The following is a 25,413-nucleotide window of genomic DNA, read 5'->3' as shown; positions in this document are numbered from 1 at the left end:
GGTCGCGACGATGTCTTCCTTGGTGAGGACGGTGGTGGAAGGATCGACGCTCAGCTGCAGCTTCTTGTTGACCTTGTAGCGGCCGACCTTCGCGAGGTCGTAGCGCTTCCCATTGAAGAACAGCCCTTCGAGGAGGTTGCGCGCGGAATCCACCGTTGGAGGCTCACCCGGACGGAGCTTCCGGTAGATGTCCATCAGCGCTTCCTCGGCGGTCATGTTCTTGTCCTTCTCGAGCGTCGTCGAGATGGACTCGGCTCCATCGAACATGTCGAGGATGTCGCCGTCGTTGTAGCCGAGGGCCTTGAGCAGGACCGTGACGTTCTGGCGGCGCTTCCGGTCCACGCGAACGCCGACGAGATCGCGCTTGTCGACCTCGAACTCGAGCCACGCCCCACGGGACGGGATCACCTTGCAGGTGAACAGCTCCTTGTCAGTCGTCTTGTCGAGCTCTCGAGAGAAGTACACGCCAGGCGAACGGACGAGCTGCGAAACGACGACGCGCTCGGTGCCGTTGATGACGAACGTGCCCTTGTTCGTCATGATCGGGAAGTCGCCCATGAACACGGTCTGGGCCTTGATCTCTCCGGTGGCCGTGTTGTGGAACTCGGCCTGCACGAACAAGGGCTGCGAGAAGGTCATGTCCTTGTCGTGGCACTCTTCGACGGAGTACTTGGGGTCTTCGAAGCGGTGGTCCTTGAAATAGAGCTTCATGACGCCCTGGTAGTCCTCGATCGGGGAGATCTCGGCGAAGGTTTCCTTCAAGCCTTCGGAGAGGAGCCAATCGAAGGACTCGCGCTGGATCGCGATCAGATCCGGCAGCGGAAGTGTTTCGGTGGTCTTGGCGAAAGACAGACGCTCAGAGGCGGCAGTAGGCAAAACGCTCCCCCTCCTCTACCGAGGATATGTTGCGTGAACTAGCGAGGACGTGCGGAAACGCGGGTCACCCCAAAGAAGACAACGCGAAAGGGCAGGGTAGCATTTCCGCTTCCCTGCCGTCAAGCAGCGGGTCACCGAGCTCGATATGAGAACAAACCTGGGAGCGAGGCTACCCCTCGCCTTCTCACACCGTCAAGGATTAACCAAGAAACCGCAGGTCAGAGATAGCACGGAGGGCCGCTGCCGGCTACTTGACCTCGACCGAGGCGCCGGCGCCTTCGAGCTGGGCTTTGATCTTCTCCGCCTCTTCCTTCGTTACTTTCTCGCGAACCGGGGCTGGGGCGGCTTCCACCAGGTCCTTAGCTTCCTTCAGGCCGAGAGCAGTGATGGCACGGACCTCCTTGATGACGTTGATCTTCTTCTCGCCGGCGGCCAAAAGGATCACATCGAACTCCGTCTTCTCTTCGGACTCTTCTCCCCCGCCGCCACCGCCACCGCCGGGGCCGGCCATCATCGCCACCGGTGCCGCCGCGGTGACGCCGAACTTCTCCTCGAACTTCTTGATGAATTCCGACAGCTCGATCAGGTTCCACTCGCCGATCGCGTCGAGGACCTCATCACCGGAAAGCTTCGCCATCGTCGTCCCCTCCTACTCGTTACGCGGCTTCTGAGGCCGCGAGATCGTCCTTGAGTTGTGCCAAAACTGCTCCGAGCTGGTTGAAGCCTGCTGCGAAGACGTTGGCCGCTTGTTGCAGCGGCGTTATCGCCATCGAGACGAGTTTCGAGAGCATGACCTCACGGGACTCGAGGGTAGATAGCGCCTTCGCCCGTTCGGCGGACAGGACCTGACCCTCGAACACTCCGCCCTTGAGGACCAGCGCCGGCGCTTTCTTGGCGAAGTCCGCGATGTCCTTAGCGGCCTTGGCCACGTCGCCCGTCACGTACGCGATGGCCGTGGGACCCTGGAGCATCGGGATGAGATCCTCGTGACCCGCCTCGCGCGCAGCGATCGTCGCGAGCGTGTTCTTCACGACCTTGTACTCCGCCACGCCCTCGAGCGCGCGACGCAAGTCCGCAAGCTCTTGAACCGTCAAGCCGCGGTACTCCGTGAGCAGCACAGCTCCGGAGTTCAAGCGGTCCTTGATCGTTGCAACCGCCTCCACCTTGTTAGAGCGGGGTCCGCCCTCGGGAGGCCTCGGCCCGCCCACCTTCTTCTTGGTTTTCGGTCCTGTCTTGACCTTCGCCACGTGCCCTCCAAATGAAGAAGCGGCCGCCTGAGACAGGTCGGCCGCTCGCGCGGTGAGCCTCGGGAGGCTCCCTTGCGGGTGCTTAAGCCGCTATCGCGGCACCTCCTGTCTCGGGCGATGACGGAGCATACGGGGGCGCAACCCCCCGGTCAATCGACGAGCAACGAAGGCTACGACTCCTTGGTCTCCGAGTGGCGGCCGGCGTCGACCTTCACGCCCGGCCCCATCGTCGAGGAGATCGTGACCCCCTTGATGTACTTGCCTTTCGCCGCAGAAGGCTTGGCTCGAACGATCTCGTCGAGGACCGCCTGCAGGTTCTCGAGCAGCGCATCCTCGTTGAACGATGCCTTCCCGATGACGAGGTGAACGTTGGCGCCCTTGTCGACGCGGTACTCGAGCTTTCCGGCCTTGATCTCTTTCACCGCCTTGCCGACCTCGGGGGTCACGGTTCCGGCTTTCGGGTTCGGCATCAGGCCTCTCGGTCCGAGGATCCGACCGAGCTTGCCGACCATCCCCATCATGTCGGGGGTGGCAACCACGGCGTCGAAGTCGAGGAAGTTCTCGTTCTGGATACGGTCGGCGAGGTCCTGGGCGCCCACGATGTCGGCGCCGGCCTCTTTCGCTTGCTGCGCGGCTTCCCCGGCTGCGAACGCGGCTACGCGGACGCTCTTGCCGGTGCCGTGAGGCAGCGAGACCGTGCCCCGCACCATCTGGTCGGCCTTCCGTGGGTCGACGCCGAGCCGTATCGCCACGTCGACGGACTCATCGAACTTACGCTTGGCGGCGCCCTTGATCAGCGAAACGGCTTCCGCCGGCGGGTAGATCTTGTCGCGCTCGATGGTCTTCGCCGCTTCGGCGTACTTCTTCCCTGCCATGACTGCCTCCTGTGGTCCGCGGCGGGCGCGCCCGCCTCCCACGCGGTCGAGGTTCTGTCGTTACTCGACGACGGTTACGCCCATGCTGCGAGCCGTACCGACGATGATCTTCATCGCAGCGTCGATGTCGTTGGCGTTGAGGTCCGGCATCTTGAGCTCGGCGATCTCTTTCACCTGAGCCTTGCGGATCGTCCCGACCTTATTGCGGTTCGGCTCCCCTGAGCCCTTCTCGATGCCCGCCTTCTGGCGGATGAGAACGGCGGCCGGCGGCGTCTTGGTGACGAGCGAGAACGAGCGGTCCTCGTAGATCGTGACCTCGACCGGGATGATCTGGCCCGGCTGGCTCTGCGTCATCGCGTTGTACTGCTTGCAGAACTCCATGATGTTGACGCCGTGCGGCCCGAGGGCCGTGCCCACGGGCGGCGCCGGAGTCGCCTGCCCGGCCGGGATCTGAAGCTTCACGACCGTCATGATCTTCTTCTTCTTGGGAGGCATCTTCTCGCTCCTCGGCTACACCTTGGCGACCTGATCGAAGCCGAGCTCGACCGGCGTCTCGCGCCCGAAGATGTTCACGAGCACTTTGAGCTTCGAGCGATCGGTGTCGATCTCGGAGATCAGACCTTGGAAGTTGGCGAACGGTCCCGTCGTGACGCGAACCGGATCGTTGAGCGACCATTCGAGCTTGGGCTTCGGGCGCTCACCCACCGCCTTGCGCTGGAGGATCCGGTCGACCTCACGCTCGGAGAGCGGGATCGGCTTCGTGCCGGAGCCGACGAACCCCGTGACGCCAGGCGTGTTTCGGACCACGTACCAGGAGTCGTCGTCGAGATCCATGCGCACAAGCAGGTAACCGGGAAACACTTTGCGCTGTACGACCTGCTTCTTGCCGCTCTTGATCTCCATCACGTCTTCCATCGGGATCGTGACCTCGAAGATCTTCTCCTCCATGTTCATGGACGTGATGCGGCTCTGGAGATTCGCCTTCACTTTGTTCTCATAGCCCGCGTAGGTGTGCACCACGAACCAGTCGCCGGGCTGGAAGATCCGCGCAACGGCTGCTGACTCCTCTTCCCCTTCTTCGCCTTCTCCACCGGCCGAGACTTCCTCGCTCGGCTCGGGCTCGGCGAGCGCCACGGAGACCTCGATCTCTGCGTCGGCTGCGGCGCGCTGCGCGACCTCAGCGGAAGCGCGCGCGGTCGCCGAGGCAGCGGCGATCGCTTGCTGGATGTCGGCCGCGATGCTTGAGGCATCCTCTGCGGCAGGCTCATCGATCTCCTCGGCTGCAGGCTCCTCAGGCGCAGGCGCTTCGGGCGCTGCCGGTGCGGGGGCTTCGGTTGCGGCGGCCGCGACGACCTCGGGCTCGGTGGCTGTCTGCGGCTCGACCGGTGCGGGCTCGGCTTGCGGCTCGGGCTCGGCCGGGACCTCAAAAGCGGCTGGCGCCTCGGGTGTGGGAGTCTCTACCGCTTCGGCAGGCTCGTCCTCGAGTTTGGGTGAGACCGGGGGCTCGTCGGCCGGCCCGGGCTGCGCTTCCTCGTGTGGTTCGACGGCTTCGTGGCCGTTGGGCTCGACGGAGACGTCCTCCATCGAATTGGAGGGCTCATCGCCGTTCAGGGCGGGCTCGATCGCTGGGTTCTCGTTCTCTGGGTTCATCGTGGATTCGTTAGCGTGCGAAGACCTTCAGCACGGCGCGCGCGAAGCCGTAGTCGAGCCCGAACACATAGAACGTCACGAACGTCACCGTGACGAGAACGACGACCGTATAGGTGATGACCTCGCCTCTCGTTGGCCACGCCACCTTCTTCAGCTCGTTCCGTACCTCGCGCAGGAATTGGCGCGGGGGCGTCCGTTTCCTCTTCTCGATGCCGCCGGCGCTCGGCGAACGCGGCGTCGGGGCAAGCCCCTTCTGGCCGCGGTTTTCCGCAGCCTGCTGCCTAGCGAGGAGTCGTTTGGTCTGACGATTCATGCCCTGGATCCTCTAGCTTGGCAGGGCCGGAGGGACTCGAACCCCCAACCCCCGGTTTTGGAGACCGGTGCTCTACCGGATTGAGCTACGGCCCTCCGCAGCGAGGAAACCCCCGCCCGCAAACCCGCACAGTATAGGGTCGGGCTCCGAAGGGTGTAAAGCGAACCGGGATGCGACACCCACCCTGAACAGCGGAAACGAGATCAACGCGCGGTCAGGACCCAGATTTCATTACCTTTTGGACGGCATCCAAGCCTGGCTCGCACCGGCGGTCAGGCGTTCGCGATGCGCGTCGAGCGCGTCGAGCGCGCGGCTCGCCACAGAGCGAAGGCCGCGCCCGCGGCGACGAGCGCCGCGCCGGCCGAAACGATCGCCTCACGGTTGTCGGCGACGACACGGGCGATCTCCGGGGAGACGATCGGCGGCACCGGCAGGAACCGGTGACGGCGCTCTCCCCTGACATGCTCGGCGATGGCTTGCGCGAGGAAGGCCGGCGGCTCGATCTCCCGGTCGTTGAGGGTCGCGAGCCCGGCCGCGAGGGTGCGGTAGCGGGCCGACTCTGCCCGACACGATTCGCACCCGGCGACGTGAGCCTCGACCCAACGGATCGTTGCGGCGCCGAGCTCCCCACCGGCGACACCCGGCAGGTACGGAGCTACCTGTTCGCAGTTCATGAGGTCTTCTTCCGTCTCATCGGCACAACAACCTCGTTTCCGTAAAGCTCCTCCGCCAGCCGGCGCCTGGCCCGGAAAACGCGAACCTTGACGGCGCCCTCAGTCGCGCCGACCTGCTTGGCGATCTCGGCCAGCGAGAACCCATACACATCCTTCATGACCAACACCGTCCGCATCGGCGCCGGGAGCCGCGTGAGAGCTTGGTCGAGCGCTTCCGACTCGACCGGCTCCTCCGCCTGCACCGGAGCCCGTTCCAACGGCACCAGATCCGCGGGGTCCACCGGTTCGGCTTCGCGGCCCCGGCGTTTGAGGTGCGTCATCGCCGCGTTGGCCGCGATCCGGTAAGCCCACGTCGCGAACGCCGCGTCACCTCGGTACGACCGCAACGAGCGCCAGATCCGGAGATAGGTGTCTTGCATGACGTCCGCCGCGTCGTCGTGGTTGCCGACGAGCCGAAACACCAGGCCGTAGACGGCCTTGTGTGTCTGTTCGATGAGCGCCTCGAAGGCTCCGGGGTCGCCCCGTTTGGCCGCCTCGACGAGCGTGGCGTCGATGTGCAAGAACCCTCCGAGTCGTTTGACCCTCGAGCCCGCTCCCAGGTTACCGCCCGGATCGGGTCAGTCTCGGTGGGAAAGAAGCATCTCATGCTGGTGCTTCCAGCGATCGAAGAAGAGGTTCCAGTTCTTCTTGGACCGTTTGGCACGTTCTTCATCATCGACGGTGGTCCACCCTCGATGGGTGTGCTTGGCAGCGGGGAGCGCGACCACGACCGCTCGGGTACCGAGCGCGCGGAGTTGGAACGACAGATCGATGTCGGCGTGTCGATACCACCGGAACTTCTCATGGATCAGGCCCTTGGCGAGGAGATCGCGCCGGGTGGCCAGCAAGTAGCCCTCGATCGCGTCGACCTCCGGGCCGGGCGCCTCGGTGAACTCTCGCATATCCGCCGAGACGATCCCCCACGGACCGGCCACGCCGACCGACCGATCCTCGAACGCTTCCGCCAACGGCCCGAGAACGTCCCCGGTGGGCTCGACGGCGAGGTCGGCGATCACGAAGATCCGCCCGCGGCCGGTCTTCAGCCCCGCGTTGCGAGCCTGCCCGTAGCCCAGCTCGCGACCGAGGTGCAGCACGCGGATCCGCTCCGACGCGAGGGACTCGAGCCATTCGGTCTGATCGGACGCGTTGTCTACGAGCACGACCTCGTAGTCGTGGGACGCGCAGTACTTCGCCAAGCCGGCGAGGAATCGCTCCACGTCGTCGGGGAAGCCTTCGTACAGGAGATGGATCGAGAACTCGAGCTGCGACGGCTCGTCGAGAAGGTTTTCGATCGCCGCCGGATCCACCGGCGTGAACGCCGCTCGCGCTTCGGCCGTCGCGCCCGCTGGCGTGTCGCGGACGTCGAAGCCGAGCGCAGCGATCTCGTCCCGTATCGTGTCGGCGCGCGCGAAGTCCTTCGAAGCTCTTGCGTTCTGCCGCTCGGCGAGCAGCCGTTCGACGTCCGGCGGGACGTGATCCTCGGGGCTCATCGGACGACTGGGTTAGGCGAGCTCGACCTCCGCCTCGGCGGCGCCGACGTTCGCGTCGCCTACGGCGGCGGACACCTCGAGGACCACTCGGTTGGCGTCGAGCTTGCGGGCGACCCTCCCCGAGACCGTCACCTTGTTGCCGGTGTCGTTCGGAACCACAACGGGCAGGGTGAACCGCGTCTTGAACCGCTTCACGGCGCCGGGGTCGCCGATCCAGTCGGTTACGAACTGCCCTATGCGGGCCATCGTGAACATCCCGTGGCTGATCACGTCCGGAAGACCGACCGATTTCGCGAAGGGCTCGTTCCAATGGATCGGATTGAAGTCACCGGACGCGCCGGCATACATGACGAGATTCAATCGCTGAACATCGTAGGTCCACGGCTTGAGCTCTTCACCCTCGGAGACATCGGCGTAGCGCACCTTGGCCGTCATCGCTCAACCCTCCGGCGGGGCCGTGCCCCGGCTGACGATCACCGAGCGCGCGATCGCGACTTTCTCGCCACTGGAGGTCTCGATCGAGGCCTCGTAGGTCATGAACTCGTTCTTTCCTCTTGCGGTGATGGCGGAGATCCTCGGCTTCCCGATGAGGACGTCTCCCGGCTTCACCGGCCGGACCAACTCGAACTCCTGCTCGCCGTGTACCACCATGGCGTAGTTCAGGCCCAGGTCTGGGTCGCCCACCACTTGCGGGCCGAACTTGAAGCCGAGCGTGGTCAGGAACGTCGGCGGCGCGATGATGTCGTCGTAGCCCGCCGCCTTCGCGGCGGCCTCGTCGTGGTAGATCGGGTTGAAGTCCCCGATCGCCGTCGCGAAGTCGCGGATCTTCTCGCGGCCGACCTCATAAGGGGCGGAGGCCGGATACTCCTTACCGATCAAGGCCTTGTTGAGCGGCATGACTCCTCCCCGTTAGACCTTGGCCTCGCGTGCTAGACGCCGAGCTGCGCGCCGGTGACCGGGAGCACGACACCGCTCACGAAGTCGGCTTCGGCCGAGCAAAGGAAAAGGTGTGCGTTCGCGAGGTCCTCGGGTCTGCCTGCCCGACCGATCGCGATGAGACCGATCGCCATGTTGCGCAGCGGCTCGGGGATGCCGAGGTCCGAGCCCTCCTGCTTCGCAGCCGTGAGCCGGGTCTCGACGAAGCCCGGCGCAACCGCGTTGACGTTGATGCGGAACGGGCCGAGCTCGCGGGCGAGGGTTTTCGTCAACGAGATGAGAGCGCCCTTGGCCGCGGTGTAGTTGGCTTGTCCTGGATTCCCCGTGATCCCCACCGTCGATGAGGTGAAGGTGATCTTGCGGTGGTAGGAAACTTCGCCCTTCTCCGCGAGCTCCTTCTTCGCGACCTCGCGCATGTAGGGCATCGCGGCGAGGGACGAATGATAGGCCGTATAGAGGTTGACTTTGATCGCGGTGTCCCAGATATCGGGTGTCATGTTGTGGAAGGTCTTGTCCCGCGTGATGCCGGCGTTGTTGACCAGGATGTCGAGGCGTCCGAACTCCTTCACCGCGACTTCGACCATCCGCTGCGCGGCGTCGAACTCGACCGTATTCTCCACCGCTACGGTGGCTTGGCCGCCGTTCTTGCGGATCTCCTCGGCGGTCTCTTCGGCCGGTTCGGGGTCGACGTCGTTGACGACGACCGATGCGCCCTCCTCCGCGAATCGGAGCGCGGTCGCGCGGCCGATGCCGCGGCCCGAGCCGGTGATGATCGCAACTCGGTCGTCCAGACGACCCACAGGCGTTCCCCCCTCAGATCGATGCCGTGCCCGGCTACGGGGCTCGGCCGAAAGTTGCTACCGCGTTTCGCGGTGCTGGGTGTGGTGTCCGCACCAGCGGCAGTACTTCTTCAGCGCGATGCGGTCGCGATCGTTCTGCTTGTTCTTCTCCGTCTGGTAGTTCCGGCGCTTGCAGTCCTCGCACGCGAGGGTCACGCCGGGACGGTTGTCTGCCTTGGCCACGTTCGTCCTCCATGCAGCGACCAGGCCGGAAAGAGCCTGGGACGGGGCGAAAGTATAGCCCCGGCCTCCGGAGCCACGCGACACCCTGCCTTTGCGCAGGGTTGCCGTCCGGTTCCGGCGAAGAGAACGGCGTGAGACGCACCGGGCTCGGCCTCGTCCTCGCGGCGCTGTTCGCGAGCACCGCCGGCTTCCCTGCGGGGGCACCGCCGACAGACCCCGAGGGGCTTAGCAAGCCGATCTACGAGGAATCCCTGGTCGAAACGGCTCGCGTGCCGATGCGGGACGGCGAGCATCTTTTCGTCGAGATCATGCGCCCGGTGGTCCCGGCCGGCGTGCGGGTGCCGGTGATCCTGACCCTGTCGCCGTACAACGACCTTTCGTCGCCCCTGCCCCCGGAGGTCATGGGGCTGACCCAGGGTGAGTACATGGCCTCGTTCTATGTTCCGCGGGGCTACGCCCGGGCGATCGCCGACGTTCGCGGCACGCGGGAGTCGAGCGGATGCTGGGACTACGGTGGCGAGAACGAGCGTCACGACGGCTACGACCTCGTCGAATGGCTCGGCACGCAACCATGGTCGAACGGAAAGGTTGCGATGATCGGCGGCTCCTACGAGGGAACGACGGCCAACGCCGCCGCGGTCGAGCGCCCGCCACATCTGGCGACGATCGTGCCGATCGCGGCCATCGACCGCTGGTACGACTACGCATACATCAACGGCGTCCGTTGGTTCCTGAACTCGGAGAACCCAACCGACGAAGGCTTCGATACGCCGCTGGGGTTCGACTTCGGCTTCGCGGTGCCGCCGCCGGTCGATGCCCGGGCCGCCGAGTGGAGCGACGCCGTCACCGACCGGTATCGGCTCTGCGACCAGGTGGAGCACACCCAGCGCGGCTACAGCGCGCAGCCCGACTACGACGCGTTCTGGCTCGCGCGCGACTACCGGATCCGCGCGCATCGGATCACGATTCCCATCCTCGTCGGACACGGGCTCGACGACTTCAACGTGAAAGCGTCGGGCGGGCTCGAGATGTACCGCCGCGCCCGGGGGGTAAAACGCATGGTCATCGGGCAGTGGCCGCACGGCACGCCGGAGAACGCCAACGACGAATGGGACAACCTCGTGTGGCGCTGGTTCGACCGGTGGCTGCTCGGGCTCGAGACCGGTGTCACAAGCGATCGCTCGGTCGACGTCCAGGATTCACGTCTCGGCTGGCACAAGGAGAGCACATGGCCGCCACCCACGACCCGCGACCACGTGCTCTGGCTCGACGCAGCCGGCGCCTTGGCGGATGCGACTCCAACGGAGGCGAACGCCGGCTTCATCGACGATCCGACCTTGCTCGAGGAACGGATGATGCGTACCGGGTCCGACCCGTCGCGGCTGTTGTATCTCGGCCGGCCGGTCGCGAGCGACACGCGGATCGCCGGCGAGCCTACGCTTCGCTTGCGCGTGACCTCGGACAGCACCAGCACTCACCTCGCGGCGCTGCTCGCAGACGTCGCGCCCGATGGATCGTGGGAACGGATCAGCCGCGGCTTCCTCAACCCGAGGTACCGGGGCGGCCTCGCGACTGGCGTGGACCTCGTGCCGGACGAGCCGTTCACGGCGAACTTCGCCCTGTCGCCCGCCGATCACGTCCTGGCGGCCGGGCACCGCCTTGCGCTCGCCGTGTCGAGCTCGAACGTGGTCTGGGCCGTTCCCGACCTCCAGCGGGCGAGCAACTCCATCACCCACGGTGGGAACGAAGGTTCACGCTTGTTCGTGCCGATCGTGATGCCGGCCATGGTCGGGGGAACGAAGACGGCCGAGCCGGCGCCGCGGCCCGCTCCGGCCGAGAAGCCGCGAACGCAGCCCGGCGGATTGCCTGCGACGGGGGTCGGCGCGGTCGCCTGGCTGGCGTTGTGGGCGCTGGCGGGGGCGCTTTCGCTCGGGACGTGGCGGGCCTTGGGCGGACGCCGCCCCACGGGCCGCACGATTTGGTAGCGGGGGGCGGAATCGAACCGCCGACACAGCGATTATGAGCCGCTTGCTCTGCCTCTGAGCTACCCCGCCTCGTTCACGTTGGAGCTGGCGGCCGGAATCGAACCGGCGACCCCGGCCTTACCATGGCCGTGCTCTGCCGTCTGAGCTACGCCAGCGAGACACCGGATTCTAGCGCGGCCCTTCGATCGCGCTGTGTCAGCGGATCGTCTCCTCGAAGCAGCCTCTGACGGCCTGGACGCTGCCGCCGCCATCGAAGACCTGGACGAACTCGAATCGCCAGCCTCCGGCGTCCAAAGTGGCGTCGGCGACGAAGTGGCCTGAGCCGAAGCGACGGACCTCGAATTCGATCCTTTCGCCGCCGTGCGTCCCGAAGATCGTCGGTAGCGCGGCCACGGGCAGCTCCTGGCCTGCGGCGTCGAAGAACGTCACGTGAACCTCATTGAGCCCGGCCGTGCCCGGATCCACGTAGAGCTGCGCGGAACCGGCCGGCAAGCGAATGTTGTAGAGGGTCGGGCCGCCGCTGACCGGCAGCGCTTCGGCGCGACAGCGGGTCTCGAGCTCGATGAGGATCTCGAACGAGTCGGTCGGCTGCTGGATGATCACCGTGACGGTCCACGGACCGTCCAGGGAAAGGTTGGAGCCGTTGCCCGCGTAGACGCCGCGTTTGATCCGGGTGAGCTCGAGCTCGGTCTCGCCGACGGATGCGTCGACGAAGCGGAAGCGCAGCGCGACGCGCGTCGCGTCCAGCGGCTCACCAGTGTCCGGCACCGTCGCGTGGGCGACGAACGCGTTGGGCCCGGCGAAGCCCGGAGTCACTTCGAGCCGGACGCGGATCGTCTGCGCGAAGTCGGTCGCGACCACGACGATGCGGTCGGCGGCAACCGCGCTCGCCGGCGCGTCGGCCGGCGGCGACGCGCTGGCGAGCCCCGCAGCGGCGGCGAGAGCCAGCCCGGCGAGGGCGAGCTCGGCGCGGGACACGCGGCGGAGGCCGGAAACGTCTGATCCGGCACTGGGGACGTTGCGGTAGCGGTTGATCGCTCCCAACGCCGCAAGCCCGGCGATCAGCGCGATCTTCGCGATCACGAGCCGGCCGTACGTCGACGAGAAGAGCCCGTCCCAGCTGCCGATCTCGGCGATCGCGCGAACGGTTCCCGTGATCGCAACCACCAGGATCGCGAAGCCGGCCGCCGCCGAGAACCGGCGGACGGCTCGCGCCTTGTCGTCCGACGGCGCGCCGCGGATGCCCAGGAGCAGCGCAGCGAGCCCGCCGATCCACACACCGGCCGCGAGGACGTGGACGAACTGCGAAGCGATGTTGCGCCAGGCGGGCTCGCTCGCCGCCGCGTGTCCGGCATCGACGTGCGCGAAGACGCCCCCCGCTGCGGCCACCCCCACGATCACGAGCCCGATCCGGGCGCGGCGGCCGGCGGATCGCGCCGCGAGTACCAACGCCAGGCCGGCCACGATGATCGCTACAGCGCGCCAGATCAGTGCGTGGCCGATCGGCGTCGACGCGAGGTCTCCGAAGCCGACTCCTGCGGCGGCGCGCTGAGAGAGACCGAACAGGATCAACCCACCGAGCGATACCGCCCAAGACGCCATCATGAATCGTCTCGGTCTGGCTGGAGCGACGGGGAACGCGAGCGCCGATGTCCACGCGCCTCCGACGAGACCGAGCAGGCCGAGGTACAGGAGCCAGCGGCCGGCGACCTCGGCGGGCGAGATGGGCGGCGTCACCGGAGCGGTGATCCGGTTGGGCGTCGCGTTCGCCGGGGACACGCCCACGCCGAACGCGAACGCGCCACCGGTTGCGTGGCCGTCCACGCGGGAGACGACGCGCCATGCGACGGTGTAGACGCCCTCGGGCAAGTCGCGAACCCGCACGCGGAGCGTCCGGACCATGCTCGGAACGCGAACGGGCTTCCCCAGTTGGAACTCGGCACCGGACGAGTCGAGGACTCGGACCACCGAGAGCGCCACCTCGGGATCCTCGGTGAACGTCAGCGTTACGGCGTCCGGCGGCGAAGTCAGCTCGGCACCGTCCGTCGGGTCTGAGGATTGCAGCAGCGGGTGCGGGCGGGCGCGGGGCGCTATGAAGAGCAGCCCGGCGCCGGCGAGCAGGAGCGCTGCCGCGATCCGCCTGCGGACCGTCATGGGACGCTCCTTCTTCTAGGAGGCCGCCTTCTTCCCGCGCGACCGAAGCCCTAAAGCGACGCCGATCGCGCCGAGCGCGATGCCGATGATGCCGAACAGCCTCGCGTTCTTGGCGTCATCCTTCGCCGCCTGCGCGGCCGTCGCGGCGGTCTTGCGCGTCTGATCCAAGGCGCGCGCCAGGTCGGCGTTGGTCTGGTCCTTCTCGGGGAACGAGACCGCGGCTACTTCCTTGACGTCGCTGTACTCAGTCCCTTCGATCGCGCCCTTGGAGCCGGACGTATAGAACTTGTCGAACGCCTCACCTTTGATGGTTCCTTTGAAGTGGAAGGTCCATGTGCCGGGCCGGCTCGGAACGAAGGTCTCGACGCGAAACTCCCCAGGGCTTCCGAACGCGAACGGCTCCAACGGAACCGCCGCCATCTTCGTTGTGGCGTCCTTGTCACCGAAGATGACTTCGACGGTCAGCTTCACTTGCCGGGAGTCGACCGGAGGACCTTCCTCTTCACCCTCCGCAGGCAACGCCTCCGTGACGAAGACCTGGATTGTGTTGGGCTCGCCGGCGAAGGCGGGCTCCGACGCCCAGCCGACGGTGAACTCGATATCGCCGACCCTCTCGTGAAGGTGCGCCGAAGCCGGCAGTGCGGCCGCGACGATCAACGTAGCGAGCAGGACCGCGGCAAGTACAGACCAACGTCGTGACATTGCTCCTCCTGTCGTCCGAAGTCAGCAGGCCGCCCTGGTGGACGGCGGCTGGATCAGAGCGCTTGCAGGAGAAGCACAGGAGGGCCTCGGATCGGTTGCGGAGCGTCGAGCGCGCGACTGACCCTGACGCTCCGACGAGCGGGAGACCAGATCGGCGACAGGGCCGCGGCGTCGTCGGGGGCGAAGACCCGCCCGATGGACTCGCCCGCTCGGTACAACATCGCTATGAGGGCGGCGCCAACCGCCGCGATCGCGATCTGCGCCAGCGCGCCTGCGATGAGGATCGGAAGCAAGAAGTGGTGGAACGGCACCCCCGAGACCAGGCGCTCCATGAACTCGAGGCCGACGAAGGCGCCGATCTGGATGAGCGCGAGCTTGGCCGTCGTTACCCGTCGCTCGGGCGCGGCGTAACCGCCGGCCTTCGCCCGCGCGTATCCGCGGGCCAATGTTGCGGCGCCGGCGATCACGGCGATCATCGCCCCGAAGCGAAGCGCCATCGGGAAGTAGCCGTGACCGGTCTCGATAAGGATGGCGTGGCGCTGCGGCGAGCCGGGGAAGACGATGCGATAGCCGAGGAAGTGTCCGGCCAGCACGCCGGCCGCCGCGGTGCCGGCGAGTCGGAGCGCGCCGGGGGCGAACGGTCGTTTGCGAAGCACGCCGAACAGTGTAAGCCCGCGGCTTCGCGCGGGGGCCCGCCCGGGGCCGACCGGCTAGGAGGAGGGCAGTTCCTCGCGGTCGAGGAGGGGGAGGTAGCGGCGCCAGGGGCCGACGTCCTCCGTGTAGCGCTTCGCCATGACCTCGGCGGCTTGGGCGATGTGCGAGAGGTCGTGGACCGCCCACGTGGCGATCATGTCGCCGAGCCGGACCTCCCCGAACTCGGGATGGATGCCGGGAGCGTGGAGCGCCGGGCCGGTGAGCGCCAAGCCGCCGAGCTCGGCGAGGTTGCGGGCGCGAAGGTCCTGGAATTCGTCAAGCATCTCGACGAGCGGGCGCGCCGGTGCGGCGAACTGCGCCTCGCGGTCGAACACGTCGAAGGGTTTGGACGTGCCGTGGGTCAGCATGATGCGCGCACGTGGGATCCAGTCCGTCTCCTCACCAACGATGAGGTGCCTGATGATGTCGGTCGGGGTCCAAGCGTCCTCGTTCGGGCGGGTTTCGAGCCAGGGACCCGAGAGGCCTCCGAGCATCGCACGCATGGTCGCCGGAGCAGCACGCAGGATCTCGATCGCTTCGTCCAGCTCGAACGTTCGCATCACCCGGCGACTCTAGCGAGAGGCGGTCGGGGCCGCGTACGATTTCGTTGGTGGTGGTGGGGGGAGGGTTCGAACCTCCGAAGGCTGAGCCACCTGATTTACAGTCGCACGCGGGAGGTCCGCGGAGGTTCGCCGACGACGGCGACCAGCACGTTCGCCCGACCCTGAACCTCGGTGAATCCAGACGGACGGACGCTCGCTGCTACATCTTCTGCTACACGTGTCGTTGTTACGTTGACGGGACTTCCGGACTATTGGCCGCGCAAGCACAAAAAGGTATAGCCGGAAGGAACCATTGACCGACGAGCGGCGTCGGTAGGATGCTGATGGGGTCGGGCTAGGTTCGCGCGACCGAACGGGGTGACTCCGTGCCCCTGCCCGGCCCCATCACACGGAGGCCACGCGGAGGTGGCGGCCATGCAGAATCGAACGACGCTCGCCGAGGTACACGACTGGTGCGAGCACGACGCACTCGCGGATCAGCTTGCGGCCAGGCAGGAACTTGAGGAGATCGGGACCGGTGCCGCTCGTGCGTCTGTCGCGGAAATCCTCGACATCGCGAAGAGGGCGCTGGGCTTGTGGGACTGCAAGTGCGGCTCGGAGCCAGACGCCGATGTTGTCGGCCACCTCGAGGCACTCGCCAAGCTCGAGTCCATCAGCGCTGGGAAGGTGAAGGGGACGATTGAGGAGATCGTCGGGCTCGCCAGTGTCGTCGAATGCGGTGGGAGCTAATATGGACGAGCTCGACCTGATGATCGGCGAGGTTCGCACGCGGCGCCGACCCGACACTCCGCTCTACGTCACGATGGCTGAGGTGATGCACGAGTTCATGGACGAAATCAGCGACGAGACGCTCTCGGCGTTGACGGCGGTTGGACAACAAGCGGTCCGCGACAACGGTGGAGTCGGGTTCCAGGAGATCCCGGTCACGCCGGAGACAATGCCCGTCTATGGCTTCGTGAGTCTCGCGGGCGAGCAACTGATGAGCGAGTAGGTTCCGCCGATATTTGGGAGGCCCGGCTTCGGCCGGGCTTCCCGCGTTTAGGTAGCTGAACAGTCTCTCAACGGCCGACACGAGCGGAGCGTCCGGTCACTCGCAACATCGGCCGGATTCGCGTGAGTCGCCGATCTAAGTCTGAGCAACGTCGCGAGCAATACGGAGCGTCCTTCGGACGTGGCCGGCGCGGGCACGTGAGACACTCGCGGCCGTCGAATCTGATGCGACTCATCCCGCTGCCTCCAGGTCGGGCGCCTCGGGTGGTCCCACGGAGAGCCAGCGAATGAGCTCGCTGAGTTCGCGGCGGATCTCGGTCGACGTCCGATCGGCGTTAACACCCGAGGTCGCCCGTCGAAGATCCTCGACGAGACTCAGCGCACGGTCGCCGAGGACGTACGGATCATCGGACGGCGGGATCGGATTCCGCGGATGCAGTCGCTTGAGGAGGCGGGAGCGTCGTTGGTAGGCGGCGTCGCACGCACGCTGCGCGTCGGCCTCGCGGCGAGCCGCGCGTTCCGCCTCCGTGAGCTTCCAAGCTTCGCGGCCGACGATGTCGTCGAGGATGGCGGCGTTCGATGTTCCACGCCGAAGCGGTCGCATCCGCTTCGCCCACGCGCCGCGCCGCTCGTCGGCGGCCTCACGTTCGGCGGCGTGATATGCCTCGAGCGACTGTTCGAGCTCGCAGGCGCGGCAGAATCCTGAATCGCGTTGTTGGCGGGCGCAGCATCGCGGGCAGAGCATCACTTCGATTGTTGATGCGCTCGTCAGGTCAGAAGCCGAGGCGGTTCGAGTCGAGGATGCCGAACTCGGCGTCGTCGAGTATGAGCGCCTGATCCTGCTCCGCATCCCATCCGGAGAAGCTGAGCGTCACCTGCCAGGTCGCCGGGTCCCTATCGGCTGAGTGCGTCACACCTTCGACACGAACCGTCCGTTCGATCGGAGCGCCCACAACATTCCCGTCCGTATCGAGCGGCCGACGGACAACGGTGACGAGATCGCCGAACGTGAGCGCAAGCACCTCGGCGACTGAGACGCGCGGATCCGCTAGCTTCACGGTGAGCGACCGAACCTCGGCCTTAGGATCCTTGAAACGGTTGACGAGATGGTTGCCGTGGTCGATCGTCTCGTTGTCGGTCTCATGGAGTAGGTCGGTACGGTCGATGGTTCGCGTGAAGTAGCGTGCCTGCGATGTCGCATCGTCGATGACGTGTACGGTGCCACCCTCACGACCGACGCGCGCCTGATTGTGAACCTTCTCCTCGTCGGCCGGGTCGAGGACAAGCTCAATGTAGGGGGTCTCGGTCGCATCATCGGGATCATCACCGAAGGTTGCCTGCGACTCGTTGTTGATGTGTTCCCAGTCGCGGTCGTGGAAGGTGACCTTCCCGTCGGCGGAGATGTAGAAGCGGCCCTCTTCGGTCTCGTTGAGTCGATGGAAGTAGGTCAGCGCTTTGCCGCCGAGCCCGTGTGCCTGGAGCGTGCTGTCGCTCGCGCGAAGATTGCGAAGGCCGGCGGGCCAGACGAGATGGTCGAGGATGCGCGTAATCGCCTCGTCGGTGGTGAAGCCGGCGAACGGGGAGAGAGCCGCCTCGGCGTGCTCCGCGGCCGAGTTGCTCGAATCGTCGTAGACGACGAGCTCTTGAAGCGTGCCCCGATAGTTCGTTGAAGCGGTCCGCGGATCATGGCCGATCGTGACGCTATTCATCGGCGTTGACGGAACGGCGGCCGTGTTCAGCGCCGTCGAATCCATCTCGATGCGGTCAACGAATATCTTCAACGTGCCAGTGGCGCCATTCCACGCGCGTTGAATCATCACGTGATGCGGCTTGTCGTCGAAGATGCCCGGCAGGCCGCCGAAGACTTGGGCGAACGTCACAGAATTGATCTGCACGTCGCATTGAATCTCCGGATCGTTCGCGTGCCGCACGTTGATAAACGAGCGTGAGGAGCCGTCGTCCATATGTAGGATCGCTTCGCCGTTCACCGACAAGGCGAGATCTGCGATCGGAGGCCGGCGGACGAGGAACTCGATCGTCCAATTATTTTCGTTCAAGGAAGCGGCGCCCGGCGCGACGATCTTGTCGCCGTTCGCAGGGAACGTGACTCCCGTCTCTGCGGACGGCAGCAATCCTTCCTGTCCGAAACGCGGCGAGCCGAGCGTCGAAGCATGATGGCCGTTCGAGCTTGAATCGACGGCAGTTGTGGCGTTCTCGGGGTCTCCGAGACGCCACCAGGCACGAGGCGTCGTAGCGCGGATCTCAAGCTCCCACAAGGACTCGGGGAGGTCGGCCTTCGCGAACACCTTGAACGCATCCGTAGCCGTCAACGTAACGATCGCATCGGCCTTCGACGGCCACGACTGCGGCCAACGATCCGCAAACCCGCGAAACACCGGCGAACCCGTATCGTCCTCGAAGAAACGAACATGCGCCATCGGCACAACATTCGGATAATAGGGACCGTCGACGTTCTCGCTGTCGAGCGCCCGATCACGATTATCGAGGACAAAGGTCGCGACACCAGCCTCAACCTTGTCGAGAATATCTTGACGGCCGCCCGACACATCGAACGAGCGGACACGATCGGAAATGTCGACCCAGTCGCCGGCGGCGGGATCGGTGTTCGCGTCGATCCCGAACGCGCATTCCAAACGGGGCGTCGGCATCAGGCGAACCCCTCATCGACGTCGACGCGGTGAACATCCGCGCCGGCCGCGACACGCATCGGCCAGGATGCGAACACTTCGATCGGGTCGAGATGACGGCAGTAGCGGAGATGACGCCCGTGCAAGGAGACGAACGCGGTTAGCGCGGCGTCGAGGAGACGCGCCCACGTGCGATGGCGCCAGAGTTCCGCACCCTCAAGGGTGAGCGACTCGTACAGCGACGCGCTGTCTCCGCGCGCCTTGAAGCTAACCAGCCGAACGAAAAGCTCGTTCGCCTCGCGGGGTGAAAGTGAAGCGGCGCCGCCCGCGGCGGCGATGCGACGCCGCTCTTCGTCGCTCATCTCGTGACCAACGAGACGGCGCCGAGGCGAACCGTCTTCTTGTCGCGAACACGCATCAGGGAGCGGAGGCGTGGAGGGCAGTCGATTTTCGCGCCGCGCCGCTCGAGCGACTGACGCAGCATCGCCGCGGAGTGCCGGCGAGCGATGCGCGCGGGAACTACATGGCGAAGCCCCCCGCCACCCATGTTGACGCGGGTCGTCGGGTAGGCCGGGAACGCGACGACGCTCACGTCGAGGAGATCGCGGACGCTCGTGATGAGGCGCAGCGGCGTGTCGTTCGGGCCGTCGAACCACGTGGAGCCGTCGATTCGGAACGCGAAAGACATGCCGCTCAGGTCGCCGCGTCGGATCATGGTCGCCGTGTCGGCGGCAAGTTGCGTGTCGGCGAGCTCGGCGCTGGCCTCGACGCCGAGCGGGCCGATCTCCAGTTGAAGCGTGCCGCTCGAAACGCGAGCGAGCAGCGCCATCGGATCATGCTCGCGATCAAGGATCGCCCGCTTCTCGCCGCCACGAGCGAAGAGCGCGTTGAATGCATACGGAGCTACTTCTTCGAAGAAGTCGCCGAACTGCGTCTCGATCAAGGTCGCATCGTTGAACACAATCGGCCGGCCGAACAGTGTCTCGCTCATCGCGTCTCGCCGTGGAACCGCTCCGGAGGCAACGGCTTCCGAGCCTTCGCGTCATCGGCGGCCTGCCTGTCGCGCATGCGCGCGATCTGCTCCTCGGCGGCCTTCCGCTTCCTGGCGTTGCTCGTCGCGAGCATCGTCTTCTCACGCTCCTGCCGCTTGATCGACTCCTCGCGCCGCTCATCGGCCACCTGCTTCGCGTGCTCTTTCAGGTACAGGCTGTACTCGCGGTCGCGACGCTCGACCTCGTCTCGATGCGTCGAGTACGCTCGCACGGCGGACGCCGCCACCTCGACCGGCAGCGAGACTCGGTCTGCCCAATCCCGAACGGTCTCGACGCCCTCTGCTCGGAGAAACTGGCGGAGGAACGAGCCCTCGTTCCCGAATGACGCGCCGCCCGTCAGACCGACAACCTCTCCGATCGGGATGAGGACCGCCGGCGAAGCCGATCTCTTTCCGTTGCCGTTCGATGCCATGGATGATCTCCCTTGCCGAAGGACGAACTGACCCTACAATTTCGTTGCTATTTCGTTACGATGATGTTTCGCGCGACATCGCGACGAAGCGAACCGACGACGGCGACCACGCGCCGGCTGCTTGACCGCCCGACCGCAACCGCACGCGCACACGCCGTCGACGTCGGGCGCCGCAAGGACGAACCGCGCCGCGATCCGGAAGAGACCAGCCGACTCACCGCGCGCCTCGCGCGCCGCCGCGAGCTCGCCGAGCAGATACGCGACGGAGCGCCGCTCATCGAGCTTGCCCTCGTGTCTCACCATATGTTCGGCGCCCGTTTCGGGGTAGCGTGCAGGGCGCGATCCAGCGCGAGCGTCAAAGCGATGCAGGCGTCGATCCGTCCCCGCGACTTCGACTTCTCCAACGTGAAGCCGCGATCGTTAAACCGAGGAACCGCGTTCAGCACATGCGTCGAAAGGATCTCGTCGCCATCGTGCGACATTTCACCTCGCTTGATGACCTCGTAGGCCGTCCCGACGATCCGAGTCATCATCTGAACCGACTGCGGAACCTCGATCATCGGGATCTTCTCGTCGTCGAGCATCTTCGCCGGCACATCGAAGAACCGAGGATCGAACGAACAAGCTTCGAGCTGATACTCGGCGTCGAGCTCGCGGATGTATTGCATGACGTCGGTCACGTCGACGGGCGTTCCCGGCATCGGCATCCAGACGCGCGACCGCGCGTGCCATCGACCATCGCGACGCTGAACCGCCACGACGGCCGTCGAGTCGCGCTTCAGGCCGACGTCGATGCCTAGGAAGGTCGGAGCGCCCGGTACGAGCGTCCACGGGTCGCGGAGCGCATCCCAGGTCGCCCGGCCACCATCACCGAGCCACGAGCCCACCGAATCGACCCACTGACCCAGCCGGAAGATCCGGAAATGCTCGGCCGGCGTCAGTTGCACGGCCGTCCGCAACGCGTCGACGTCGAGGAACCCTTCGTCGAGCGCGGGATTCGCGCGACGCCACTCGGCCTCGTCGTCGATCCGGCAACCCTCAGGGGCCGCGTACTCGGTGAACACGAAGCCCGGAATCGACGCGCCCTCACGGACCCGCGTCCGGAGATGATAGAGCGCGTTCTGCTTATCGAAGCCAGGCGTCCCGATGCCGACGATCAACGACCGCGGCCTCTTGCCGCTCGCAAGGAGCAGCGAATCCCACGAGTCGATCGACTGGAATCCGATCTCATCACACACCGCGATCGGCCCCGGATCGAGACCTTGCAGGCCTTCGGGATCCGACGACACAGGGAACACCTCGGCACCCGTCGACGGCACGACAATCCGCATCGCCCCGATCGCCGAGTAGGTGATCGAGCGCGATTCAAGCTCCGGCTCGAGAGCCCGCATCCGCAACGCCACGCCATAGACCCCACGAAACGCCTGCTGGACAGTCACCGCCACGACCGGAATCTGCGGCGCGCCGGCATCACCGGGACAGAAGGCGGCCCACAAGGCGAGCGCCGCCAGCAGCGTCGACTTCCCCTGCCCGCGCGGACAGGACATGGCCGCAGAGTTCACGCCGTCAGCGAGGATCTCCGCGATCCAGCGTTTTTGGAACTCCGCGAGCCGCATCCGACCGCCAGCGCCGAAGCCCTTCGGTAGCGTGCAGTACGTCTCGATCCAGCGGATCGCATGGGCAGCGGAACCCGGCCGCTCCGGCCATTCCAGCCAGGGAGCGGGGCCGACATCCTCGAGGACCGAGGCCGCGTTACGGTTGCCGCGGCGCGGCATCGTCCTCCCCCTCATGAGACGCAACCCCTAGGTTGCGCGTTGGAAGCGTGCGAAACCCGGACGCGGGGTGTGGCTGGCGTGCCGACGAGCGCCGGGAAGTACCCCCGAGTCACCATTCGCCTTCACCAGCGGCCGCGAGCACTTCGTCGCGGCTCGCGCCGCCGCTCCCGCTCCTGCCGAGCCTCGTACCGGGCCCGTGCCTGGTTGATCTTTTCCTGTCGTTGTTCTTCGGCGAGCCAGCCGTCCATGGTTCGTCGTTCATCGCAGTCGCGGGCGGGATGGTCGTGGTCGGGGAGTTCGCATGGTTGTGGTGGTACTGCTGGTCGCATGGTCGTACGGGGGGTTTTCTTTTCGCTGCCGCTCTTGTTCGTGGAGGCCGAGGCCGCGGAGCCTCCGGCGGAGCGGCCCGCAGGCCGTTCTCCAGTCCTTGGCCTTCGGCCCTTACGGGCCTGGCCTGGACTGGTCTGGCCAGCGCGACTCACGGTGTTAGTCACGGTGTTAGTCACGGCGTTACGCGAGGGCGCATCCGCAGGTGGGGCGTGTTGTGGTGCGTCCAAACCGAGACGTTGATGTCGGAGCCTTCGCTGTCTCGAAGCGCTGTTTTGGCGTCGAAGTTCGAGCTCTTCCGGTGACGCTTGGAGGGGCATATGGTGCAGGATTTCGAGGGTTTCGCTGTCTCGTTCCCGCCAGAAGCCTTTCGCGATGAGTTCGGCGACGGCGGCGCGGCGCCGACGACACCGCGTCACGGCGGGGAGATCGACCGTCTCGATGAGTCCGTCGGTCTCGTGCTTCATAGCCCACGAGAGGCCTTCGACGTGGACTCGGAAGGCGGCGTCACTGAGCCGCTTCCCCTCGACGGGGAACTCGTCGCCGAGCTTCAGCCATGCCATCGGGGGATCAGGCCTGCCGCTTACCGAACGCGCGCGACATCACGGCGCAACATTCGCGGCCTCTCGAACCAGCCTCTCGGCGAGCTCGCGGATCGCGGTGGCCGGGACGAGCCGACGCCGGCCCAAGGTGACCGACGGGATCTTGCCGGCGGCAATCATCGCGAAAACCGTGGTCCGGCCGACGCCGAGCGCCGCGGCGGCGTCTGGCACGGAAAGTAGCTGCTGTTCCATCCCTCTCCTTCCGTATAGGTCGATTCGAAGGTATACCATGAGTCAGCCGGACGGTCAAGGTTGATACTTGACGAACCTATACGGGTCAGGCTATATTTCGGGGCATGGGCACCGACTGGACCCCCCTGCACGACGTTCATCCAGGGCTTTCGGTCAGGACGGAGCGGATCGACGGCCGCGTGACGGTGGTAGGCGTGCGCCTCGAGCGGCCGGATGGTCTGCGCGGGGAGGATCTTCGGAAGCTTCCGACGTGGGTGAAACGGGCGGAACTCGCCTGGAACTGGCCGGAGCGTGTCGTCACGCAGAAATCGGATTCGTGGGAGACGGTGCCGACGAAGCGCGAGCTCCGGCTTCCCTCGACGCCCGGGCATCGTAAGCCCGATGACTTCTACGTGACGGTTGGCGGGTTGTACCGGCGCCTCGTGGCGAATGGCGTCCGACCAGCCCCTGCGCTCGCGGAGGCGAACAGGGTCCCCGAGACGACCGTTCACCGCTGGATCCGCGAGGCCCGACGCCGGGGCTTCCTCGCGCCGGGACGCAAAGGACGGGCGGGTTAGATGGACCGGGACCAAGCCTGCATCCGCGTCGACCAGCTTCTCGGGTGGAAGTCCGACGAGATGCTTACGGGCAGGTGTCCACTCTGCGGCGCCATCGCGAAGGACATGGGGGAGGCTCCCGAGGATTGGCTCCGGGGCGCTCGCGGGCAAGGGGCGAACGTGCCCTCGAAGTTCCGCGGGTTCGAGTTCATCCACGAAGACGACTGTCAGCTTGCTCGCGTGAACAACGAACTCGAAGACCTATGTCGGCGCTTCAAGATCCCGCTCGAGCCGGTCCACATCCCCGTCAACATCGGGCGCGAGATCGTTCACGTTCAAGTTCTTCGAAGGAAGACCGAATGAGCCGCCGAGGTCGCCGAGAGGGCTCTCTCTATCGCCGAGATTCGGATGGCCGATGGGTTGGCGCCATCACGCTCGAGGATGGGCGTCGGCGCGTCGTGTACGGCCGCACGCAGGCTGAGGCGCGCGCTCGTCTACGTGATCTTCAGCGCGCCGTCGAAGACGGCCGGATCATCCTTGCGGGGAGAGACATCACGCTCGCCCGCTACCTCGAGCGGTGGCTGGCCGAGACGCTTCCGCCTAGGGTGGCAGCCGGCCGTCTCAAGGAGCGCACCCTCGACTCCTATCAGGACATGGTCCGCCTGCACATCACGCCGGGCCTCGGAGACGTGCCCCTCGTCAGACTGAAGCCGGCGCAGGTTCGTCGGTGGGTGGCCGAGAAGGTCACGGCCGGGGGCCTCTCTGCCCGCACGATCGCCTACGCTCACGCTGTCCTAAGAAAGGCCCTTGCCGACGCTCTCAGAGACGATCTTGTCGGCCGGAACGTGGCAGCGGTGGTCCAGGCTCCGACCGGAGCGGCGAAGACCAGGGAGCCGCTTACGGTCGCTGAGACGCGGCGCCTCATGCGCGCGGCGGCTGGCGACCGACTCGCGATCCTGTGGCTGCTCCTAGTCGCCCTGGGGCTTCGCGTGGGGGAGGCGCTGGCGCTCCGCTGGGACGACCTGAACCTCGACGAGGGGACGGTCACGATCACGAGGACCGTCTCTCGGCTCCGAGATGCCCCGGACGCCTCGGGGAAGCGTCGATCCCGGATCATCGAGACGAGACCGAAGACGACTGCGGCTGCCGCCACGATCGCGCTTCCCGCCGTGCTTGTCGCCGCGCTCCGGAAGCACCAGGCCCGGCAGAAACGGGACCGCATGAAGGCGCCGGTCTGGGTTCGGCCCGACCTGGTGGTGACGACGCATCTCGGGACCCAGCTTGAGCCGAAGTCAGCACACCGGGCGTGGGTCGCCCTCTGCGACCGGGCCGGCGTCCGCCGCACGCGCGTACATGATCTGCGCCACGCTTCCGCGACGTTCATGCTCGGCGCCGGGGTCGATCTGAAGGTCGTCCAGGCCACCCTCCGACACACGAAACTCGCGACGACGGCGGACATCTACGCGCACGTCATCGCCGAGGTTCAGCGGGGCGCCGCCGACCGCATGGATGGCATCCTCGCGGGGATCGTCGGCGAGTAGCCCGCTGCTACATTCTCTGCTACACGCGCTCGGACAGACGACGCCTCGCCTCGGGTTTTCGCTGCGTGGTGGGGGGAGGGTTCGAACCTCCGAAGGCTGAGCCACCTGATTTACAGTCA

General features: G+C 66.2%; 31 protein-coding genes and 3 tRNA genes. 6 read left to right on the top strand and 28 right to left on the bottom strand.

The window, feature by feature from the left end:
• The 15 genes from WEB06_12145 to rpmG form a co-directional block, all read right to left on the bottom strand.
• Nucleotides 1–876 (bottom strand): DNA-directed RNA polymerase subunit beta (locus WEB06_12145; protein ID MEX2556370.1); only part of this gene is annotated, 876 nt, incomplete at its 3' end.
• A gap of 247 nt (nt 877–1,123) precedes the next feature.
• Nucleotides 1,124–1,513, bottom strand: a complete 390-nt coding sequence (gene rplL, locus WEB06_12140) for a 50S ribosomal protein L7/L12 (protein MEX2556369.1) — start codon at nt 1,511–1,513, stop codon at nt 1,124–1,126.
• Nucleotides 1,514–1,532: 19 nt separating this feature from the next.
• Nucleotides 1,533–2,123: a 50S ribosomal protein L10 gene (rplJ, locus tag WEB06_12135; protein ID MEX2556368.1), complete on the bottom strand. Its 591-nt coding sequence runs from the start codon at nt 2,121–2,123 to the stop codon at nt 1,533–1,535.
• Between the two features lie 170 nt (nt 2,124–2,293).
• Complete coding sequence (rplA, locus tag WEB06_12130) at nt 2,294–2,998, bottom strand: 50S ribosomal protein L1 (protein MEX2556367.1); 705 nt, start codon at nt 2,996–2,998, stop codon at nt 2,294–2,296.
• 60 nt (nt 2,999–3,058) lie between these two features.
• Nucleotides 3,059–3,493, bottom strand: coding sequence for a 50S ribosomal protein L11 (rplK, locus tag WEB06_12125; GenBank protein MEX2556366.1), 435 nt, complete (start codon nt 3,491–3,493; stop codon nt 3,059–3,061).
• Between the two features lie 15 nt (nt 3,494–3,508).
• Nucleotides 3,509–4,648, bottom strand: coding sequence for a transcription termination/antitermination protein NusG (gene nusG, locus WEB06_12120; protein ID MEX2556365.1), 1,140 nt, complete (start codon nt 4,646–4,648; stop codon nt 3,509–3,511).
• Nucleotides 4,649–4,658: 10 nt separating this feature from the next.
• Nucleotides 4,659–4,961 carry a preprotein translocase subunit SecE gene (secE, locus tag WEB06_12115; GenBank protein ID MEX2556364.1) on the bottom strand — a complete coding sequence of 101 codons (303 nt, stop codon included), beginning with the start codon at nt 4,959–4,961 and terminating at the stop codon, nt 4,659–4,661.
• A gap of 18 nt (nt 4,962–4,979) precedes the next feature.
• Nucleotides 4,980–5,056: transfer RNA gene (locus WEB06_12110), tRNA-Trp, on the bottom strand.
• 177 nt (nt 5,057–5,233) lie between these two features.
• On the bottom strand, nt 5,234–5,635 hold the full coding sequence (locus WEB06_12105; GenBank protein ID MEX2556363.1) for a zf-HC2 domain-containing protein: 402 nt from the start codon (nt 5,633–5,635) through the stop codon (nt 5,234–5,236).
• On the bottom strand, nt 5,632–6,195 hold the full coding sequence (locus tag WEB06_12100; GenBank protein ID MEX2556362.1) for an RNA polymerase sigma factor: 564 nt from the start codon (nt 6,193–6,195) through the stop codon (nt 5,632–5,634). Before WEB06_12100 ends, WEB06_12105 begins: the two co-directional genes overlap by 4 nt.
• 57 nt (nt 6,196–6,252) lie before the next feature.
• Nucleotides 6,253–6,891, bottom strand: a complete 639-nt coding sequence (locus WEB06_12095) for a glycosyltransferase (protein MEX2556361.1) — start codon at nt 6,889–6,891, stop codon at nt 6,253–6,255.
• 285 nt (nt 6,892–7,176) lie between these two features.
• A complete protein-coding gene (locus WEB06_12090) occupies nt 7,177–7,599 on the bottom strand; it encodes a MaoC/PaaZ C-terminal domain-containing protein (protein MEX2556360.1) in 423 nt (140 codons plus the stop codon).
• A 3-nt stretch (nt 7,600–7,602) separates the two neighbouring features.
• Nucleotides 7,603–8,061, bottom strand: a complete 459-nt coding sequence (locus tag WEB06_12085) for a MaoC family dehydratase N-terminal domain-containing protein (GenBank protein ID MEX2556359.1) — start codon at nt 8,059–8,061, stop codon at nt 7,603–7,605.
• 32 nt (nt 8,062–8,093) lie between these two features.
• Entirely contained in the window at nt 8,094–8,900 is an 807-nt protein-coding gene (locus tag WEB06_12080) for a glucose 1-dehydrogenase (protein ID MEX2556358.1), read from the bottom strand.
• A 57-nt stretch (nt 8,901–8,957) separates the two neighbouring features.
• Nucleotides 8,958–9,122: a 50S ribosomal protein L33 gene (gene rpmG / locus WEB06_12075; GenBank protein MEX2556357.1), complete on the bottom strand. Its 165-nt coding sequence runs from the start codon at nt 9,120–9,122 to the stop codon at nt 8,958–8,960.
• Nucleotides 9,123–9,253: 131 nt separating this feature from the next.
• Here rpmG and WEB06_12070 point away from each other — a divergent pair, with 131 nt between their 5' ends.
• Nucleotides 9,254–11,107 (top strand): CocE/NonD family hydrolase, encoded by a 1,854-nt coding sequence (locus WEB06_12070; protein ID MEX2556356.1) that lies wholly within the window; start codon nt 9,254–9,256, stop codon nt 11,105–11,107.
• Here the strand turns inward: WEB06_12070 and WEB06_12065 are convergent.
• The 6 genes from WEB06_12065 to WEB06_12040 form a co-directional block, all read right to left on the bottom strand.
• Nucleotides 11,102–11,176 (bottom strand) — tRNA-Met (locus WEB06_12065). The genes WEB06_12070 and WEB06_12065 overlap by 6 nt on opposite strands.
• Nucleotides 11,177–11,186: 10 nt before the next feature.
• A tRNA-Thr gene (locus WEB06_12060) sits at nt 11,187–11,262 on the bottom strand.
• 40 nt (nt 11,263–11,302) lie between these two features.
• Nucleotides 11,303–13,261 (bottom strand): copper resistance protein CopC, encoded by a 1,959-nt coding sequence (locus tag WEB06_12055; protein MEX2556355.1) that lies wholly within the window; start codon nt 13,259–13,261, stop codon nt 11,303–11,305.
• 15 nt (nt 13,262–13,276) lie between these two features.
• Entirely contained in the window at nt 13,277–13,963 is a 687-nt protein-coding gene (locus WEB06_12050) for a hypothetical protein (protein ID MEX2556354.1), read from the bottom strand.
• Between the two features lie 53 nt (nt 13,964–14,016).
• Nucleotides 14,017–14,619 carry a hypothetical protein gene (locus tag WEB06_12045; protein ID MEX2556353.1) on the bottom strand — a complete coding sequence of 201 codons (603 nt, stop codon included), beginning with the start codon at nt 14,617–14,619 and terminating at the stop codon, nt 14,017–14,019.
• Nucleotides 14,620–14,673: 54 nt separating this feature from the next.
• Nucleotides 14,674–15,216: a DinB family protein gene (locus WEB06_12040; GenBank protein ID MEX2556352.1), complete on the bottom strand. Its 543-nt coding sequence runs from the start codon at nt 15,214–15,216 to the stop codon at nt 14,674–14,676.
• A 408-nt stretch (nt 15,217–15,624) separates the two neighbouring features.
• Between WEB06_12040 and WEB06_12035 the strand changes: the two genes are divergently transcribed.
• Nucleotides 15,625–15,948 carry a hypothetical protein gene (locus WEB06_12035; GenBank protein MEX2556351.1) on the top strand — a complete coding sequence of 108 codons (324 nt, stop codon included), beginning with the start codon at nt 15,625–15,627 and terminating at the stop codon, nt 15,946–15,948.
• Between the two features lies 1 nt (nt 15,949).
• Nucleotides 15,950–16,210, top strand: coding sequence for a hypothetical protein (locus WEB06_12030; protein MEX2556350.1), 261 nt, complete (start codon nt 15,950–15,952; stop codon nt 16,208–16,210).
• Nucleotides 16,211–16,441: 231 nt separating this feature from the next.
• Here WEB06_12030 and WEB06_12025 read toward each other — a convergent pair whose 3' ends face one another.
• From WEB06_12025 to WEB06_11995, 7 genes are all read right to left on the bottom strand, one after another.
• Nucleotides 16,442–16,954: a hypothetical protein gene (locus WEB06_12025; protein ID MEX2556349.1), complete on the bottom strand. Its 513-nt coding sequence runs from the start codon at nt 16,952–16,954 to the stop codon at nt 16,442–16,444.
• A 28-nt stretch (nt 16,955–16,982) separates the two neighbouring features.
• Nucleotides 16,983–18,878: a hypothetical protein gene (locus tag WEB06_12020; GenBank protein MEX2556348.1), complete on the bottom strand. Its 1,896-nt coding sequence runs from the start codon at nt 18,876–18,878 to the stop codon at nt 16,983–16,985.
• Entirely contained in the window at nt 18,878–19,219 is a 342-nt protein-coding gene (locus WEB06_12015) for a hypothetical protein (GenBank protein ID MEX2556347.1), read from the bottom strand. The genes WEB06_12020 and WEB06_12015 overlap by 1 nt, the downstream gene beginning before the upstream one ends.
• Nucleotides 19,216–19,848 carry an HK97 family phage prohead protease gene (locus WEB06_12010; GenBank protein MEX2556346.1) on the bottom strand — a complete coding sequence of 211 codons (633 nt, stop codon included), beginning with the start codon at nt 19,846–19,848 and terminating at the stop codon, nt 19,216–19,218. The genes WEB06_12015 and WEB06_12010 overlap by 4 nt, the downstream gene beginning before the upstream one ends.
• Nucleotides 19,845–20,321, bottom strand: coding sequence for a hypothetical protein (locus tag WEB06_12005; GenBank protein ID MEX2556345.1), 477 nt, complete (start codon nt 20,319–20,321; stop codon nt 19,845–19,847). Before WEB06_12005 ends, WEB06_12010 begins: the two co-directional genes overlap by 4 nt.
• Before the next feature lie 296 nt (nt 20,322–20,617).
• Entirely contained in the window at nt 20,618–22,111 is a 1,494-nt protein-coding gene (locus WEB06_12000) for a terminase TerL endonuclease subunit (GenBank protein MEX2556344.1), read from the bottom strand.
• Nucleotides 22,112–23,025: 914 nt separating this feature from the next.
• Entirely contained in the window at nt 23,026–23,217 is a 192-nt protein-coding gene (locus WEB06_11995) for a helix-turn-helix domain-containing protein (GenBank protein ID MEX2556343.1), read from the bottom strand.
• A gap of 104 nt (nt 23,218–23,321) precedes the next feature.
• Between WEB06_11995 and WEB06_11990 the strand changes: the two genes are divergently transcribed.
• Genes WEB06_11990 through WEB06_11980 form a run of 3 tightly spaced genes read left to right on the top strand, consistent with a single transcriptional unit; the run spans nt 23,322 to nt 25,294 of the window.
• The gene (locus tag WEB06_11990) at nt 23,322–23,774 is read left to right on the top strand and encodes a hypothetical protein (GenBank protein MEX2556342.1); all 453 of its coding nucleotides are present in this window, start codon (nt 23,322–23,324) and stop codon (nt 23,772–23,774) included.
• Nucleotides 23,775–24,116 (top strand): hypothetical protein, encoded by a 342-nt coding sequence (locus WEB06_11985; GenBank protein ID MEX2556341.1) that lies wholly within the window; start codon nt 23,775–23,777, stop codon nt 24,114–24,116.
• Complete coding sequence (locus tag WEB06_11980; GenBank protein ID MEX2556340.1) at nt 24,113–25,294, top strand: tyrosine-type recombinase/integrase; 1,182 nt, start codon at nt 24,113–24,115, stop codon at nt 25,292–25,294. The genes WEB06_11985 and WEB06_11980 overlap by 4 nt, the downstream gene beginning before the upstream one ends.
• Nucleotides 25,295–25,413 lie beyond the last annotated feature (119 nt).

The organism is Actinomycetota bacterium (assembly GCA_040905475.1).
Taxonomy (GTDB): domain Bacteria; phylum Actinomycetota; class AC-67; order AC-67; family AC-67; genus DATFGK01.
This window is presented reverse-complemented; position numbering and strand designations above follow the sequence as displayed.